14 protein-coding genes are annotated in these 14463 nt (G+C 60.2%); 6 read left to right on the forward strand and 8 right to left on the reverse strand.

All coding sequences use genetic code 11. The annotated features are described in order from the left end of the window. The first annotated feature begins 188 nt into the window (after positions 1-188). The 5 genes from acpS (at position 189) to ACIQ39_RS14500 (ending at position 5649) form a co-directional block, all read left to right on the forward strand. Complete coding sequence (gene acpS, locus ACIQ39_RS14480) at positions 189-617, forward strand: holo-ACP synthase (RefSeq protein ID WP_396435308.1); 429 nt, start codon at positions 189-191, stop codon at positions 615-617. Positions 618-652: 35 nt separating this feature from the next. After that, positions 653-1735: a beta-N-acetylhexosaminidase gene (gene nagZ / locus ACIQ39_RS14485; RefSeq protein ID WP_396435309.1), complete on the forward strand. Its 1083-nt coding sequence runs from the start codon at positions 653-655 to the stop codon at positions 1733-1735. A 50-nt stretch (positions 1736-1785) separates the two neighbouring features. After that, entirely contained in the window at positions 1786-2085 is a 300-nt protein-coding gene (locus ACIQ39_RS14490; RefSeq protein ID WP_396435310.1) for a hypothetical protein, read from the forward strand. A 244-nt stretch (positions 2086-2329) separates the two neighbouring features. Continuing rightward, positions 2330-3256, forward strand: a complete 927-nt coding sequence (locus ACIQ39_RS14495; RefSeq protein ID WP_396435311.1) for an OmpA family protein — start codon at positions 2330-2332, stop codon at positions 3254-3256. A gap of 32 nt (positions 3257-3288) precedes the next feature. Then, positions 3289-5649: an Ig-like domain-containing protein gene (locus ACIQ39_RS14500; RefSeq protein ID WP_396435312.1), complete on the forward strand. Its 2361-nt coding sequence runs from the start codon at positions 3289-3291 to the stop codon at positions 5647-5649. A gap of 129 nt (positions 5650-5778) precedes the next feature. Here the strand turns inward: ACIQ39_RS14500 and lysS are convergent, their stop codons facing one another. Together lysS and ACIQ39_RS14510 are read right to left on the reverse strand one after the other, a co-directional pair. After that, positions 5779-7344: a lysine--tRNA ligase gene (gene lysS, locus ACIQ39_RS14505; RefSeq protein WP_396435313.1), complete on the reverse strand. Its 1566-nt coding sequence runs from the start codon at positions 7342-7344 to the stop codon at positions 5779-5781. Positions 7345-7437: 93 nt separating this feature from the next. Next, positions 7438-8100, reverse strand: a complete 663-nt coding sequence (locus ACIQ39_RS14510) for an LON peptidase substrate-binding domain-containing protein (protein WP_396435314.1) — start codon at positions 8098-8100, stop codon at positions 7438-7440. A 69-nt stretch (positions 8101-8169) separates the two neighbouring features. Between ACIQ39_RS14510 and ACIQ39_RS14515 the strand changes: the two genes are divergently transcribed. Then, complete coding sequence (locus ACIQ39_RS14515) at positions 8170-8718, forward strand: YggT family protein (protein WP_396435315.1); 549 nt, start codon at positions 8170-8172, stop codon at positions 8716-8718. Between the two features lie 81 nt (positions 8719-8799). On the opposite strand, the gene accD is transcribed toward ACIQ39_RS14515, so the two are convergent. From accD to asd, 6 genes are all read right to left on the reverse strand, one after another. Beyond that, on the reverse strand, positions 8800-9672 hold the full coding sequence (gene accD / locus ACIQ39_RS14520) for an acetyl-CoA carboxylase, carboxyltransferase subunit beta (protein ID WP_396435316.1): 873 nt from the start codon (positions 9670-9672) through the stop codon (positions 8800-8802). Positions 9673-9926: 254 nt separating this feature from the next. Next, positions 9927-10736 carry a tryptophan synthase subunit alpha gene (trpA, locus tag ACIQ39_RS14525; protein ID WP_396435317.1) on the reverse strand — a complete coding sequence of 270 codons (810 nt, stop codon included), beginning with the start codon at positions 10734-10736 and terminating at the stop codon, positions 9927-9929. Between the two features lie 65 nt (positions 10737-10801). After that, positions 10802-12079, reverse strand: a complete 1278-nt coding sequence (gene trpB, locus ACIQ39_RS14530) for a tryptophan synthase subunit beta (protein ID WP_396435318.1) — start codon at positions 12077-12079, stop codon at positions 10802-10804. Positions 12080-12197: 118 nt separating this feature from the next. Then, complete coding sequence (locus tag ACIQ39_RS14535; protein ID WP_396435319.1) at positions 12198-12905, reverse strand: phosphoribosylanthranilate isomerase; 708 nt, start codon at positions 12903-12905, stop codon at positions 12198-12200. Beyond that, the gene (truA, locus tag ACIQ39_RS14540; RefSeq protein WP_396435320.1) at positions 12902-13687 is read right to left on the reverse strand and encodes a tRNA pseudouridine(38-40) synthase TruA; all 786 of its coding nucleotides are present in this window, start codon (positions 13685-13687) and stop codon (positions 12902-12904) included. The genes ACIQ39_RS14535 and truA overlap by 4 nt, the downstream gene beginning before the upstream one ends. An 81-nt stretch (positions 13688-13768) precedes the next feature. Beyond that, on the reverse strand, positions 13769-14463 hold a 695-nt coding region (asd, locus tag ACIQ39_RS14545; RefSeq protein WP_396435321.1), incomplete at its 5' end, for an aspartate-semialdehyde dehydrogenase.

Raw genomic sequence — 14463 nt, forward strand, 5'->3', positions numbered from 1 at the left:
CGCCCAACGCCCAACGCCCACCGCCCAACGCCCAACGCCCAACGCCCAACGCCCAACGCCCAACGCCCAACGCCCAACGCCCAACGCCTAACGCCTAACGCCTAACGCCTAACGCCTAACGCCTAACGCCTAACGCAAAACGCAAAACGCAAAACGCAAAACGCAAAACCCAAAACCCAAAACCCAGCATGATCTACGGCATCGGCACCGACATTTGTGACATACGGCGCATCCAAGCCAGCTTGGAGCGGCACGGCGAGCGTTTTGCGGCCAAGGTGTTGTCAGATGCCGAAATGGTCACCTGGCAAGCCCGCAGCGCCCGCTGGCCAGCGCGTGGCGTGCGTTATTTGGCCACGCGCTTTTCGGCCAAAGAGGCCTTCAGCAAAGCCATAGGCCTGGGCATGCGCATGCCCATGACCTGGCGGCTGTGCGAGATCGGCAAACTGCCCAGTGGCCAGCCGGTCATCGTGTTGCACGGCAAGTTGAAAGATTGGTTTGAGGCCAAAGGCTTGAGCGCGCACATCACCGTGACCGATGAGTCTGACTACGCGGCCAGTTTTTGCGTGGTGGAGACCTTGCAAGCGGCCCCATCGGCAACCGAGCATTCGGCCACTTGATTTTGAGTGGCCCACCCTGAACTGTTGAGATACCCATGACCCTCCACGCCCCCTTGATCTTGGACATCGCAGGCACCACCTTGAGCGCCGATGACCGCCGCCGCCTGGCCCACCCACTCACGGGCGGCATGATCCTGTTTGGCCGCAACTGGCACAGCCGGGCGCAGCTGAGTGACTTGTGTGCCGAGATCAAAAGCATACGTGCAGACCTGTTGATCGCGGTGGACCACGAAGGTGGCCGGGTTCAGCGCTTTCGCACCGACGGCTTCACCCATTTGCCACCCATGCGGGCCTTGGGCGAGTTGTGGGCGCAAGACGAGCAAGGTCTGCCCGGCTCGGGCGTGCTCATGGCCTGCGAAGCGGCCACCTCGGTGGGTTTTGTCTTGGCCAGCGAGCTGCGCGCGTGCGGCGTCGATTTCAGCTTCACACCGGTGCTCGATCTGGACCACGGCGAAAGCGGCGTGATTGGTGACCGCGCTTTTGCACGCGACCCGCGCGTCGTCAGCCTGTTGGCGCGCAGCCTGATGCAGGGTCTGCTCCAGGCGGGCATGGGCAATTGCGGCAAACATTTCCCCGGCCACGGCGCCGTGAAGGCCGACTCGCATGTGGCTCTGCCAGTCGACAAGCGCAGCCTCAAAGCCATCTTGGCCGACGATGCCTTGCCTTACCCTTGGTTGGGCAGCGTGCTGACGGCGGTGATGCCCGCGCACGTGGTGTACAGCCGAGTCGATGCACGGCCTGCGGGTTTTTCAAAACATTGGCTGCAAGACATCTTGCGCGGGCAGCTGGGTTTTCGGGGGGCGGTCATCAGTGACGACTTGTCTATGGCCGCAGCCCGTCAGGTGCAGGGCCAAAGTTTGAGCTATGCCGAGGCGGTGCGGGCCGCGCTGGAGGCCGGGTGCGACCTGACCTTGCTGTGCAACCGCTCTGTGGGCGACGGGGCCGAGCTGGACACCGTGCTCGACGCTTTGGCCGAAGCCGCAGTCAAAGGGCATTGGCACCCCAACGAGGTGAGCGAACAGCGTCGTTTGGCGCTCCTGCCCACGGCTGTGGCCAGAGATTGGGAGACCTTGGTGCGCTCGGCCGACTACATGCGGGCGCTGGATTTGTTAACGTGAGTCTTTTTTGTCGCTGATCTTTTTGTCGAGAACTTACGCAAGTGAACACCATGGGCAGCCTGCTTTTCAAATTGTTTTTAGCCTTCTTTGGGCTGCTCCTCCTGTTGGGTGCACTTTTCTTTTTGCTGGGCTACAGCATCTGGGCCACATTGCGCTGGTTGATCACTGGGCAAAAACCGCAAGTGGCGGTGGTTTGGCAGCAGTACCACACCATGCGCCGAAACTTTCGGCAGCCACCTTTTGCAGCAGCAGGTGCACGGAGCCACTCGCCAGACGCGGATGTGGCGGATGTAGAGGCCCGCGAATTGACCGAGTCCTCGCCACAGCTTCCACCAGCCGACAAGCATTGAAGCGGGGCGGTTCAGTTTTAAGGGGGAGCAAACCCCGAAGTCGATGTCATTATTTTTTACGCCAATGTTTAAATAAGACACTATTTGGTATACATTTTAGACTTCTGAGCTAGCTGGAGTCTTTATGTACCACTTCGCACCCTGTTCGAACTGTTTGCAGCCTTTCAAGGTATTGTCTTTTTCGCTGCTTTTGACGTTTTTGAGTGTGGTCCATGCTCAAATGCCTCCGGCAGGACCTGCACCCGTGCCCAACACGGCCGATGCTGTGCTTTTCAGCCCGGACACCTTGGAGCCCTTTGGGGCCTCTTTTTCTTCTGCACGCCCTGCTGCAAGAGACCAAGCCAAAATCTTCATTTACCGGCTGGGCACTGAGGGCGGGGCAAGACCGGTGAACATTTACATCGACAAGCGCTACCACGCTTCTATTTTGAGTGGTGGGTATTCCGAGTTCTGTGCCTCGCCTGGACAGAGCAGCTTGTTGGCGGTCATGGACGATGCCGCCTCAATGCACACAGGCAAACAAGCACCAGGACAAAACTGGCCATTCCAATCGGGTAAAACCCTGTTTTTGAAAGTGGAAGACAGAGGCCTGCTTTCTGAGGTCCGGGCAGACCAAGCTTTGCGCGAATTGGGCAGTACCGCCGTGCAAATCCACACGATTTCCCGTTCGCCCCTGGTGCAAGAATGCAAAGCATTACTTGCCCCACCGATGGAGGTTGCGGCCCCTGCGGCCCCGCCAGTGCCGCTGGCCGCCAAGCCAGTGGCAGTCGCTGTCAAGCCGCCTTTGCCACGTCTTTATGCATTGGAGTCAGATGCACTGTTTGATTTTGGCAAAACCCAGCTGCGGGCCAAAGGGTACAACGAGATTGAGTCCATGGCCCAAAAATTACGGCAAGATTTTTCACAAGTCGAACGCATCCGGGTCATCGGGCACAGCGATCCCATTGGCCGCCCGAAGACCAACCTTCGCTTGTCTTTGGCTCGGGCCCAGGTGGTGGCAGACCAACTCAAGGAGCGCGGAATCAAGCCCATCAGAGGCTTCGTGATGGATGGAGAGGGTTCGCGTCAATTGGTCAAAGTCAATTGCGGCAATACCGCCACACCCAAAAACAAGCTTTGCCATGCGCCCAATCGCCGCGTGGACATTGTGGTCACTGGCGCTAAACGCTGAAACACACCGATCAAACCAGCAAAAAAACCACCATGAAAAAATCCTACCAAATCATTGCTAAAAGCGGTCAAGGCAATGATGATTTAGTGACCCACGCTGTGCCTGCTCAGGGCTCTTTTTGGGGCGCATTGAAGATCAAAGCCAAGCCAGGCGTGCACTACCAATTGGTCGACCTCGCCACTGGCAAAGCACCGGACAACATCCGTGTCAAACGGGTGGGCAAAGATTTGCGCATCAGTTTCGAGGGCCATGAAAACGTCGATGTGATGATCATCGACTACTACGAATACATGGGCAATGAGGGCCTGACAGGCGAGTCCGAAAGCGGCGTGCTCCATGTCTATGTGCCCGAATCGGGTGACTCGGCCCAGTTGTTGGGCCGTTTGACCGATGGTGCCAACAGCACCGGCATGGCCTTGGGCCAAGCGCAATGGATGGCCTCGTCTTCGTCTGGCGCAGCCGTGGGTGCTTTGGTGACGATGGCAGGCTTTAACCCGCTCTTGGCTGCACCGCTGGCTTTGTTGGCTGTGGCGGGTGCTGGTGGTGGTGACAGTGGTACGGGCAATGACAGTGGTACGGGCAATGACAGTGGCACGGGCAATGACAGTGGCACGGGCAATGACAGTGGCGGATCGGGCACCACGCCACCCCAAGTGCTTTCAGCCAGCTTGGCCCCCGAGGATGACACTGGCGTGAGCAACAGCGATGGGATCACCTCGGACAACACCCCCAAGCTCTTGATTTCTGGCGATGCCGGTGCGGTGAGTGCCACAGTCACCCTGAATGGCAAAACTTACACCTCCACCACCAAAAATGCCCAAGGGCAATTTGAGGTCCAAATTCCCGATGCGGATGCATTGGACAACGGAGAAGCCAAATACTCGGTAGTGGTCACAGATGCAGCGGGCAATTCAAGTCCCCCTTCAGAGGGCAGCTTCATTGTGGATCGAAGCGCCAGTGACAACTACCAACCTGATGCTGTCAACGACACCAATCTAGGCATAGCAGCCCAGATGACCAAAATCACCCAAGACACTGGGTCCAGTGCGACGGACTTCATCACCAGTGACAACACCTTGTCTTTTCAAGGCACCGTGGCCAGTGGGTTTGTAAAAAATGGTAACTTGGTCGAACTTCGCCTGCTCAATGCACAAAGCCAAGTCGCCGCCAAGCAGTATGTTGAGCCTGTGAGCCTTGGCGGGCAGTGGACCTGGGCCTGGGATAACTCGGCGCAGAAACTGCCCGATGGCCTGTACACGCTGACAGCCCAAGTGGTGGACAAGGCGGGCAACGGGGTAGGCGCGGGGCCATCGGAACAAATGATCACGGTGGACACCAATGCCGATCCCGATCCCAATTCTCGTTTTTCGATTGCAGTCACCCAGATGGTTCCAGATTCAGGCGCTTCGTCTTCAGATTTTTTAACCAACCAAAGAACACCTTCTTTCCGAGGCAATATTGGGACCAGCAATGTGGACTTCACGGGCAAGGTGTTGGTGCAGGCGCTGGGCACCGACGGCAAAGTCAAGTCGCAGGGCTACGTGGACCCCGCCCCCAATGGCACTTGGCTGTTTGACGGCATCAGTCAGCCATTGGGCATTTCAGGGGGCAATACCCAGTATGTTTTGAAGGCTTCGGTGGTGGACTTGGCAGGCAATATTTTGAAGTCGACCGACCAGTCGTTCACCGTGGATTTGAAACCCCAGGATATTTCGGTCGCTGGCGGAGTGATCAGCACCAGCGTCACATCTTTTAGCCAAATGACGCTGACGGCGAATGAGCCTGGTGTTTTTTCTTACCCGACATTACCGGTGGGGCAAAGTTCAACCACTGCATACAACACGGGTGCTTTTGAAATCAAGTTCACCGACTTGACAGGAAACTCTTCGATCATTTCTAATGATCGAAGGTGGGAGTTCAACCTCACTCAAGCAGTTAAAGAAGAAATCCCATCGGTTTCAGCACCGCCCTCTACATTTGGCAACGGGGAGTTGGCCGGCTCCATCGGCCGTCTGGCTTTTGATGCGACTTTTCAAAGCTTGGATTTGTCCGGCTTGTACTCCAGCAGTCCGAGTATTGGGAATGTGGCCGCCATCAACCACATCGTCATGACCGACGGCGCTGGCGATGACACGCTCAAACTCACGATCGGCGATGTGCTTCAATTGGGTGTCAGAAACAGTTTCTTGTCCACTGGTCGGCAACAAATGCGCATCGATGGTGATTCAGGCGACCGAGTGGAGTTGGATGATTTGTTGGGCGGGTCAAGCTTTGCGTGGACGAAAGCCAACGATTCAGTTGTGCTGAACGCCCTCAATTACGATGTGTACCGCAATTCCGACTTGAACCTAGAGTTGTTCATCCAACAGACGATCACCACTCGGCTGCTTTGAGCGCTGGGCGGTTCTGGGCAACGCTCAAGCCATTGCTGACGGTCGATGTAAGGGGCCCGAAAAAATGAGCCTGCAGTGCTGCTGACACGTTGAAATGCCAAGCCATTTTTTGTTGCCAGCACGCGCGTATCAAACTTGCTGGTGCCGCAGCGCCGGGAACAATATAACGTCGCGGATGCTGGCGCTGTCGGTGAGCAGCATCATCAATCGGTCAATGCCGATGCCGCAGCCGCCCGCAGGCGGCATGCCGTACTCCAGTGCCCGCACAAAGTCGTGGTCGTAGTACATGGCTTCGTCGTCGCCGTCTTCCTTGGCGGCCACTTGCGCGTGAAAGCGGGCGGCTTGGTCTTCGGCGTCGTTCAACTCGCTGAAGCCATTGCCGAACTCGCGGCCGGTGATGTAGAGCTCAAAGCGCTCGGTCACTTCGGGGCGGCTGTCGTTGGCGCGGGCCAGCGGGCTGATCTCGGTCGGGTGCTCCATGATGAAGGTCGGCTCCCAGAGCTGGTCTTCCACCATTTCCTCAAAATAAAACACCTGCAGACTGGCCAGGCTGCGGGTGGACAGCTTGTTTTTTTCTTCGCTCAGGCCGCGCTTTTTCAGGGCGTTGCTCAGCCACTCGGCCTTGTCCACGTTGTCACCCGCATCGGTGTGTTTGAGGATGGCTTCGCGGATCGTCATGCGCGCAAACGGCTTGTTCAGGTCCACCGGCTTGCCGCTGTAAGTCAAATCGAGCGTGCCAGCTGCCGTCATGGCCGCGTCGCGGATCAGGCTTTCGGTAAAACCCATCAGGTCCTGGTAGTTCCAATACGCCGCGTAGAACTCCATCATGGTGAACTCGGGGTTGTGGCGCACCGAGATGCCTTCGTTGCGGAAGTTGCGGTTGATCTCGAACACGCGCTCAAAGCCCCCCACCAGCAAGCGCTTGAGGTAGAGCTCGGGCGCAATGCGCAAAAACATCTCTTGGTCCAGCGCGTTGTGGTGCGTCACAAAGGGCTTGGCATTGGCACCCCCGGGAATGGGGTGCAGCATGGGCGTTTCAACCTCCAAAAAGCCGTGCTGCACCATGAATTCGCGGATGCCGCTGACGGCCTTGCTGCGGACCACAAAGCGCTGGCGGGCGGCCTCGTCGGTCATCAGGTCGACATAGCGCTGGCGGTACTTGACTTCTTGGTCGGCCATGCCGTGGAACTTGTCGGGCATGGGGCGCAGGCTCTTGGTGAGCATGCGGATGGATGTGGCGTGGATCGACAACTCGCCGGTGCGTGTTTTGAACAAATGGCCTTGCACGCCCACGATGTCGCCCAGGTCCCAGTGTTTGAACAAGGCGTACAGGTCTTCCCCTACGTCGTCACGGGTCACATACACCTGGATGCGGCCGGTGGCGTCTTGCAGCGTGGCAAAGCTGGCTTTGCCCATGACGCGCTTGAGCATCATGCGGCCCGCGACTTTGGCGGTGGTTTTGGCCACGCCTTCGCCGTTCAGTTCGTCGGTGGTTTTATCGCCGTGGGCCTGGTGCAGGTTGGCGGCGTGGTGCTCGGGCTTGAAGTCGTTGGGAAACGCCACGCCTTGGCCATCGGCCTGCGCCTGGCGCATGGCCTTGAGTTTTTCGCGGCGCTCGGCGATCAGCTGGTTTTCATCTGGTGGGGCGGGCGCAGTTGTTGGTGCCGTTTGGGCGTTGGCATTCGTGTCGGACATGGCGGGCGATGGTTGGGCTCAGGGAGGGTTTGAGCCTGGATTGCGAAAAATGAAGAAAAATCGAGGCTGCGCCAGTGCGCAAAACCCCTTATTTTAAGAGTTGGCGGGGGGCTTGGGGCCCGCGCTGCCGGGCGGTGAGGCCGAAGGCCGAGGGGCAGGCGCTGCGGGCGTCACCATGTCGCCAATCAGCTCCAGCCGCAGCAGCGGCTCTTGCAGGGCAAACAGCCGGTATTTCATGGGCAAAGGCAGGGGCAGCAACTCACCCCAGCGGTGGGACAACCAGCTGCAGTCTTGCAAACGCCAAGCCTCTGGCCAGTGGGGCACTTCGCTGGGCTGGGCGCTCAGTTGGGCCAGGGCCTCGTGCATTTGCACCGACAGGTGTTGCAGGTCTTCAGGCACCTGAACGGCAGGTTCGGGCGGCAGGGCTTGCACTTGGCCGGTCCACAAGCCGTCGCTGCGCTGCTGCTTGCTGTGGATGCTGATTTTTTCCAGCCCACGGCACCAAACCTTGACCAGGCCCGCTTGGGGCCGCTCAATCCGCTCGATGTGCACCCGTGTGCCCAAGGCCTCAAACTGCTCGGCGCTGGCCCCCGGGCGGTGCACTTCACGGCCTTGGGTGAGGGTGACCACCGCAAAACCGGTGCCTTGGCGTTCACACGCACCGATCATTTGCAAATAGCGCAATTCAAACAGTTGCAGGGGCAACAAAGCACCGGGAAACAGCACCATGCCCAGTGGGAAAAGGGGCAGTTCCATCGGGGTCGGATGATCTGGGGAGGGACTTGAAGGCATCTGGGTATCATCGCACGAGCAGGAGAACAATCGATGTGGTTTCAAATGGTCAGTCTGGTCTTGGATGTGGTGGCGGGCTTGTTGGCAGGCACGTGCTTGCTGCGCGTGCTCATGCAGCGCCAACGCATTTCCTTTCACCAAGCCTTGGGGCGATTCGTGTTCGCGTTGAGCGATTGGTTGGTGCTGCCTTTGCGCAAAGTGGTGCCGTCTTGGTCGGCTTGGGATTTGTCCAGCCTGGCGGGCGCTTGGCTGATCAAGATGGCGCAGGTGTCTTTGTTGTGGCTGCTGTCAGGCGGTGCAGCGCCTTGGCTTTTGCTGCCGTGGTTCAGCCTGCTGAGCTTGGCGCAGCTGCTGGTGTCTGCCTTGAGCGCTTTGGTGCTGGTGTATGCGGTCATGTCTTGGCTCAGCCCTCACGCGCCCATGTACGATTTGGTGTCGCGCTTGGCCGAGCCGATTTTGCGGCCCTTCAGGCGCGTGCTGCCGCTCATTGGCGGCATAGACTTGTCGCCGCTGGTGTTGCTCTTGGCCCTGCAAATGCTGGGCATGCTGCTGATGGGCTTGCAACTGGGCAGTTTGCGCTGAGGCTTGTCGTGTTGGTGCAGGCCGCGCGCCATGCAAAAGGCCCTCGCAAGAGGGCCTTTTTTTGAGAGCGAGAGGTGCTGCTCAGCTGACGGCGTCTGCCGGCTGGCGCTGCAACATGGCCAAGGTGCTGGCCATGGTTTTACGCAATTCGCGGCGGTCGCAGATGAAGTCCACCGCGCCTTTGGTTTGCAAAAATTCGGCGCGCTGAAAGCCTTCGGGCAAGGTCACGCGCACGGTGCTTTCGATCACGCGGGGGCCAGCAAAGCCAATCAAGGCTTTGGGCTCGGCAATCACCACGTCACCCAAAAAGGCAAAACCGGCCGACACGCCGCCCATGGTCGGATCGGTCAGCACGCTGACGTAGGGCAGGCCTTTTTTGGCCAGACGGGTCAAGGCGGCGTTGGTCTTGGCCATTTGCATGAGCGAGAGCAGGCCTTCTTGCATGCGCGCACCGCCCGTGGCGGTAAAGCACACAAAAGGCACTTTTTGCGCGATGGCGGTTTCCACGCCGCGCACAAAACGCTCGCCCACCACCGAGCCCATGGAGCCGCCCATGAAATCGAACTCGAAGCAGGCCACCACCAAGTTGATGCTGTGCACCGAGCCACCCATGACCACCAGGGCGTCTGTCTCGCCCGTGTTGTCCATGGCTTCTTTCAGGCGCTCGGGGTACTTGCGGCTGTCTTTGAATTTGAGGGGGTCCACCGGCAGGACTTCTTGGCCAATTTCGTAGCGGCCTTCACCGTCCAAAAAGGCGTTCAGGCGGGCGCGGGCACCAATGCGCAGGTGGTGCGAGCAACCCGGACAAACATTTTGGTTTTCTTCCAAGTCGGTTTTGTAGAGCACCGTTTCGCAGCTGGGGCACTTGACCCACAAGCCCTCAGGCACGGTGCGGCGATCGGCCGGGTCGGTGTGCTGGATCTTGGGGGGGAGCAGTTTTTCGAGCCAACTCATGAGGGGTTCTCCTTGTGCGGGGAATTATCGTTCATCGTGGCGGACATGCCATCCCGCTCAAGTGGTCGCGGCCAGCGAGCGTGAGCTAAGCTGGTGGGAGCGGTCTCTGACCGCGAAAGCGCCCCAGCAAACCCATCGCGGCCAGAGGCCGCTCCTACGAGGGGCCATTGCGGCGGGTCATCCAGCATGTCTACAAGTAGCCATCGCGGCCAGAGGCCGCACCTACGAGGGGCCACTATGGCGGGTTGCCGCTCCTACGCGTCCAGCGCTTGGCGGATGCCTGAGACGAATTCGCCCGCTACGTCGTTGATGCGGTCTGCCGGGGCAGCATCGATCAGCTGGATCAGGCGCGAGCCGATCACCACCGCATCGGCCACGCGGCTGATGGCTTGGGCGGTGGCCGCGTCGCGGATGCCAAAGCCCACGCCGACGGGCACGCTGACGTGCTGGCGGATGCGCGGCAGCATGGCCTCGACCGCGTCGGTGTCCAGCGTGCCCGAGCCCGTCACGCCCTTGAGCGAGACGTAGTACACATAGCCGCTGGCCACCTGGGCCACTTGCTGCATGCGTTCGTCGGTGCTGGTGGGGGCCAGCAAAAAGATCAGGTCCATGTTGTGGGCGCGCAGTTTGGCGGCAAATTCCACGCATTCCTCGGGGGGGTAGTCCACGATCAGCACGCCGTCCACGCCGGCAGCCGAAGCGTCGCGGATGAAGCTGTCAACGCCGTGCTTTTGGTCGTAGCGCTCCACCGGGTTGGCGTAGCCCATCAGCACCACGGGCGTGGTGCTGTTGGTCTGGCGAAATTCGCGCACCATGGCCAGCACCTGCACAGAGCCAATGCCCAGGGCCAGGGCTTTGTCGCCGGCTTTTTGGATGACCGGGCCGTCGGCCGAGGGGTCTGAGAACGGCACCCCCAGCTCGATGATGTCGGCCCCGGCTTGGGCCATGGCGTGCATCAGGGGCACGGTGGTGTTGGCCTGAGGGAAGCCTGCCGTGACATACGGAATCAGGGCTTTGCGGCCCTGGGTTTTGAGGGCGGAGAGGGTGGTGTCGATGCGGCTCATGATGGGATTGGCGTTGAGCGTTGGGTGTTTGGCGTGAGGGAAAAAGTGAGCTGTCGCACAAGGCTTTACGCTGAACGCTGAACGAAAATGCCTTTGACCGACTGGCCTTGGCAGCTGGGGCGGCAAAAGAAGTCGGCGTTCGACAAATCGGCCACGGTGCCGATGTCCTTGTCGCCACGGCCCGACAGGTTGATCAAGATGGACTGGTCAGGGCGCATGGTTTTGGCCAATTTCATGGCATAGGCCACGGCGTGGCTGGATTCGAGCGCGGCGATGATGCCCTCGGTGCGGCACAGGTAGTGGAAGGCCTCCAGCGCTTCCTTGTCGGTGATGCCCACGTACTCGGCGCGGCCGATGTCCTTCAAGAAGGCATGCTCGGGGCCCACGCCGGGGTAGTCCAGGCCCGCACTCACGCTGTGCGTTTCGGTGATCTGGCCGTTCTCGTCTTGCAAGATGTAGGTGCGGTTGCCGTGCAGCACGCCGGGGCTGCCCCGTTGCAGCGAGCAGGAGTGCTTGCCCGAATCCATGCCTTCGCCAGCGGCTTCCACGCCGATCAGGCGCGTGTTCTCGTGCGAAATATAGGGGTAAAAAATGCCCATGGCGTTGCTCCCACCGCCCACGCAGGCGAGCACGGCGTCGGGCTGTTCCTCGGCCATCTTGAGTGACTTGAACATCTCGGGCATTTGCGTGAGGCATTCTTCGCCAATCACGCTTTGGAAGTCACGCACCATCATGGGGTAGGGGTGTGGGCCGGCCACGGTGCCGATGATGTAGAAGGTGTTGTCCACATTGGCCACCCAGTCGCGCATGGCTTCGTTCAGCGCGTCTTTCAGGGTTTTGCTGCCGGATTCGACCGGCACCACGGTGGCGCCCAAGAGCTTCATGCGGTAGACGTTGGGGCTTTGGCGCTTGACGTCTTCTGAACCCATGTACACCACACACTCCAGCCCGTAACGGGCGCAGATGGTGGCGGTGGCCACGCCGTGCTGGCCCGCGCCGGTCTCGGCGATGATGCGCGGCTTGCCCATGCGCTTGGCCAGCATGGCTTGGCCGATGGTGTTGTTGATCTTGTGCGCGCCGGTGTGGTTCAGGTCTTCGCGCTTCAAAAAGATCTGCGCGCCACCCATCTCGCGGCTCATGCGCGCTGCGTGATAGACAGGGGAGGGGCGGCCCACAAAATGCGCCAGCTCGGACTTGAATTCGGCGATGAAGGCCGGTTCGTGCTGGTACTGGGCGTAAGCGGCTTTGAGCTCGTTGATGGCGTGGGTCAGGGTTTCGCTGACGAAGCTGCCGCCATAGATGCCGAAATGGCCTTTGAGGTCGGGTTGTTGGTAGTCGAACATATAGATCCTGTGTGGGGTTTTTGGGCACTCAGTGCCAGTTGAAGGCTGTTCCTTAGGCACCGCAGCAAGGCGCTTGCTCAGCGGGCCGAAGGTGACTGGAAATACGCAAAAGGCGAATTCAAAGGGGGAGGTCTTGGTCGGCGGTGCGCACCGCCTGAACAAATTGCCGCATTTTGTCGGCATCTTTCAGGCCTTTGCCTGCTTCGATGCCCGAGCTCACGTCAACGGCCAGAGACAGGCCATGCGTGCGCAGCGCCCGCATGCCATCGCCCACGTTTGCAGGTGTGAGTCCACCAGACAAAACGAGGTGAGCATTGACGTTTGGTGGCAGGTGTGACCAATGGAATGTTTTGCCGCTGCCGCCGTATCCGTCGACATGGGCGTCGAGCAAGAGGGCTTGTGCAGCGTGGTGTTGAGCTGCAAATTCTAGCAAGTCGAAGTCATGGACCTCGGACAGGGGGATTCGGGCCGCTTTGAGGTGGGGGCGGCCGGTGCGCTGGCTCATGGCAGCGCAAAACTCGGGCGACTCGTCGCCATGGAATTGCAGCAAAGCGCCAGGCACAGCCGCGCAAGCGGCCGCAATGCGCTCGGGCGTGTCGTTGACGAAGAGCAGCACGGGCGTCACAAAAGAGGGCAGCAGGCGGGCAAGCTCGGCCGCGCGCTCGATGCTCACGCTGCGCGGGCTGGGTGGGTACAGCACAAAACCAATGGCGTCGGCACCCAGTGCGGTTGCCGCCAGCACATCGGTATCGCGGGTGAAGCCGCACATTTTGATGCGGGTGCGTTGGGGTGCAGACGAATCGGGCAGGGCGTTAGGCAAGCTCATGGCAACCAATCAAAAGCAGGGGTGGTGTCGGGCAGACCCCACTCGGGGCTGTAGATGGGCCCGGCAAAGTACAGGCCGTTGGGAGAAAAGGTGGGCGCGGCAGCGTCGCGGTCACGGGCCAACAGCACCTCGTGCAGCCAGTCCGGCGGCTGGCTGCCTTGGCCAACCGCCACCAGACAGCCCATGATGTTGCGGATCATGTGGTGCAAAAAAGCGTTGCCCTCAAACTCAAACCGCCAATAAGCGCCGTGCCGGGTGATGCGGATCTGCCGCAGGGTTTTGATGGGTGACAAGGCCTGGCAGCTGCTGGCCCTGAAAGAGGAGAAGTCGTGCTCGCCCAGCAGGTGTTGGCTGGCTTGCAGCATGGGCTCGTGCGCCAGGGGGCGGGACACCCAGCCCACACGCCCGCTTTCCAGGCTGGGTCGCACCGCCGAGTCGAGCAGCACATAAATGTAGCGCCGCCCCGTCGCGCTGGCCCGGCAATGGAAGCTTTCGGGCATCACCTGCGCCCATTGCACCGCGATGTCGGGCGGCAAATAGCGGTTGGTGCCGCGCACCCAAGAATGGGTGTCACGGTCCAGCTCGGTGTCAAAGTGCACCACCTGCATCAGCCCATGCACGCCAGCGTCGGTGCGGCCAGCGCACAAGGTGCTGACGCGGGGCACATCGGCAAATTTGGACAAGGCTTTTTCAAGCTTGTCCTGAACCGTCAAACCCGTACTTTGGCTTTGCCAGCCTTGGTAGGCCGTGCCGGCGTAGCAAATGCCCAGAGCCAGTCTCATCGTGCGCGCCTTTGGGGTGTCCAGCCCATGAACAGCCCAAGGCAGGTGTTCAGTGCACAGGACACGCAGGTCATGGCGTGGTCAAGCGTCCAGCAAGATGCGCAACATGCGGCGCAGCGGCTCGGCCGCGCCCCACAGCAGCTGGTCACCGATGGTGAAGGCGCCCACGTACTCTGGGCCCATGGCCAGTTTGCGCACACGGCCCACCGGGATGGTCATGGTGCCGGTCACGGCCACGGGCGTCAGGTCTTGGATGGTGGCTTCGCGGGTGTTGGGCACCAATTTGACCCAGGCGTTGTCGGCGGCGATCATGGCTTCGAGGTCGGCCACAGGCACATTTTTTTTCAGCTTGAAGGTCAGGGCCTGGCTGTGGCAGCGCATGGCCCCCACCCGCACGCAAAAACCATCCACGGGAATGGCCGCCGAGTTGAAGGCCTCGCCCAGTCCCAAAATCTTGTTGGTCTCGGCCATGCCTTTCCATTCTTCTTTGGACATGCCCCAACCGGCTTCGTCCCGGTTTTTGCCAATGCCCAAATCTTTGTCGATCCAAGGGATCAGCGAGCCGCCCAGCGGCACGCCAAAGTTGGCGGTCTCGGCAGCTGTGAGGGCGCGTTGCTTGGCCACCACCAGGCGGTCAATTTCGAGAATGGCGCTTTGGGGGTCGTCCAGCAGGGCTTTGACTTCGGCGTTCAGGGTGCCGTATTGGGTCAGCAGCTCGCGCATGTGTTGCGCGCCGCCGCCCGAGGCCGCTTGGTAAGTCTGGGTGCTCATCCACT

This window comes from Limnohabitans sp. (assembly GCF_044361645.1).
Taxonomy (GTDB): Bacteria; Pseudomonadota; Gammaproteobacteria; order Burkholderiales; family Burkholderiaceae_C; genus Limnohabitans_A.